The sequence below is a fragment of the Mesorhizobium sp. M2A.F.Ca.ET.037.01.1.1 genome, assembly GCF_003998075.1.
Classification (GTDB): Bacteria; Pseudomonadota; Alphaproteobacteria; order Rhizobiales; family Rhizobiaceae; genus Mesorhizobium.
On the sequence record NZ_RZSA01000982.1, the window covers coordinates 1 to 2,376 of the forward strand.

4 protein-coding genes are annotated in these 2,376 nt (G+C 61.0%); all 4 read left to right on the top strand.

Going from position 1 to position 2,376, the window contains the following annotated elements; genetic code table 11:
• A partial coding sequence (locus tag EOA27_RS41095; RefSeq protein ID WP_210214188.1) for a hypothetical protein occupies positions 1-202 on the top strand: 202 nt, incomplete at its 5' end.
• Between the two features lie 52 nt (positions 203-254).
• Positions 255-617, top strand: coding sequence for a hypothetical protein (locus EOA27_RS32235; RefSeq protein ID WP_127258243.1), 363 nt, complete (start codon positions 255-257; stop codon positions 615-617).
• Positions 614-1,000: a hypothetical protein gene (locus tag EOA27_RS32240; RefSeq protein WP_127258245.1), complete on the top strand. Its 387-nt coding sequence runs from the start codon at positions 614-616 to the stop codon at positions 998-1,000. The genes EOA27_RS32235 and EOA27_RS32240 overlap by 4 nt, the downstream gene beginning before the upstream one ends.
• 37 nt (positions 1,001-1,037) lie before the next feature.
• Complete coding sequence (locus tag EOA27_RS32245; RefSeq protein WP_189562190.1) at positions 1,038-2,192, top strand: IS110 family transposase; 1,155 nt, start codon at positions 1,038-1,040, stop codon at positions 2,190-2,192.
• Positions 2,193-2,376: the final 184 nt, after the last annotated feature.

Genomic DNA, 2,376 nt, shown 5'->3' on the forward strand with positions numbered 1-2,376 from the left:
GTCTATACGTGTCCGCGCCGACCGCGATCAGGACGGCGGGCCGCTATGCCAGGAAGTGCGGGCATTGCCCGTCGATGCGCATGTCGAAAGCATCCTGCTCGAGGCCTTGAGGCCGGACAAGATCGCGATCGCCATCGCCGCCCTTGGCCAGATCGAAGAGGAGACGGCAGTGGGCACTGCGGCGCGAACGGGCGCGCTATGAGGCGGAAAGAGCACGGCGCCAATATGATGCTGTGGAGCCGGAGAACCGTCTGGTGGCACGGTCGCTGGAGCGCGGCTGGGAAGAGAAGCTGCGCGCTGCCGAGGCGATCGAACAGGATTACGAACGATGGCGATCCGACGAGCCCCTGGTCTTGAGCGAGTCCGACCGCCAAGCGCTGCAAAAGCTGGGGGAGGATCTGCCCGGCATCTGGCACGCCCCTTCCACAACATCGGCCGAGCGAAAGGCCATTTTGCGTCTCATCATTGGCGAGGTCGTCCTCGACCAAAAAGCTTCCAGGGCCAGGTCTGGTTCAAGATCCTGTGGCATACGGGAGCGACAAGCGAGCATTCTCTCCAGAGGCGGGTCCACACCTATGGCGACTACATCGATCTGGAGCGGCTGCGGAGCCGAGTGATCGAACTCAACGCCGCGGGCAAAATGGACAAGGAGATTGCGGCGGCCTTGAACGCGGAAGGCTTTGTCGCAGCACGCGGCTGCGCGTTCAAAGGTGAGAATGTCTGGCTTCTGCGGACACGTTGGGGCATCCCCACCGTCAAGATCAACGGGACGAGCGCCAATCCCGACCGATGGCCAGATGGAACCTACTCTGTTCAAGGGGCGGCCGTCGCCCTGGGCGTCACACCACAAACCGTCTTCGACTATCTCGCACGCGGCTGGCTCGAGGGGCACCAGCTCACGAAGGGACAGCCGTGGCAAATCGAGCTCTCAGGTGACCGGATCAACACGCTGCGGGCGCGGATCGCACGCAACAGGCGATCAAAGAAGGAGGTGGCATGAAAGAGGCTGCGCTTACTGGAAGAACGGATCGCCAAAGATGTTGATGGTGCTCGAGGGACAGTCGCACTTCCTACCTTGCGGCGTACCGTATTGGGGTTTCGAGACTCTCAATAACGGAGGAAGTGCGACCGTGCCTTACGATTATCACATCGGCGTGGATTACCACGGATCCTACAGCCATCTCGTCGTTCAGGATGGAACCGGGCGAACGCTGCGCTCGGGGCGGGTCAAGAACGACCGCCATTCGATCGCGGCGTTTTTGGATCGCTACAGGGACAACTCCCATGCTGTCGTCGAGGCCACCCGCAACTGGATGGTCATCTACGACTGGCTGGACGACATCTGCGATGATGTCGTGCTCGCCCACCCTTTGAAGGTGAAGGCGATCGCCGACGCCAAGATCAAGACGGACAAGATCGACGCGACGGTGCTGGCGCATTTGCTGCGAGCCGATCTTGTTCCCGAAGCCTGGGCGCCGAGCGAACAAGCGCGGGAACTGCGCCTGGCGCTACGCGAGCGTATGTTTTACGTGCGGCTGCGCACCATGGTGAAGAACCGCGTCATCACAGTCTTCGACCGCTATCCGGAGCAGACGGTCCGGCTCAAGAAGCTCGCCGATCTGTTCGGCAAGACCGGGCGCAAGCAATTGGCGGAATTGCCTGTCTCGCCGATCGATCGCATCCAGATCGACCGCAGCCTCGCCTTCGTCGACGATATCAATGCGCGGATCAAACAGTCGGAAGCGACGATCCGGGCGCTGACGCGAGAGAACACCAATGTGAAGCTGCTGAAGACAATTCCCGGCATCGGGGAATTCTTCGCCCGACTGATCGACGCCGAGATCGACGATATCCGCCGTTTCCGCTCGGCCAAGAAACTTGCCGCCTATGCCGGCCTTGTCCCGTCAACCTATGCGAGCGGTGGCAAGACTTACCATGGCAAGATCATCAAGCAGGGCAACAAATGGCTGCGCTGGGCTTTTGTCGAAGCGATTGGTCCAGCCGTCGCCACCGATCCCCAACTGAGAGAACAATATGAGCGCCTGAAGCCCCACGGCAGCAACAAGGCCAGGGTGGCGATAGCGCGAAAACTATTGACGATCGCATTCCAGCTCCTGCGCGAGCAGCGCCCTTACGAACAGCGCGGCCACAACGGGCAAGGATGCGCGTCAACGATATCCCGGCTGTCCTGATGATGCTCTAGCGAGCCTGGCAGTGCCGGGCTGCGCTCCTGAAGGAGAATAGGAAGCCGGGAGCCGAACGCCACTATGTGACCGAAGCCAGAGACAAACGGCATCAGGGTCACGGATTGGAGAATGGTTCGAGAACCGAAGGACGCCAGTCCAGCGGACGGTGGAGATTTAGCCGACCAGCCAC

Bases quoted from the DNA above. Each gene is read 5' to 3' on its own strand.
- EOA27_RS32245 (WP_189562190.1), top strand. From the start codon at position 1,038: ATGTTGATGGTGCTCGAGGGACAGTCGCACTTCCTACCTTGCGGCGTA.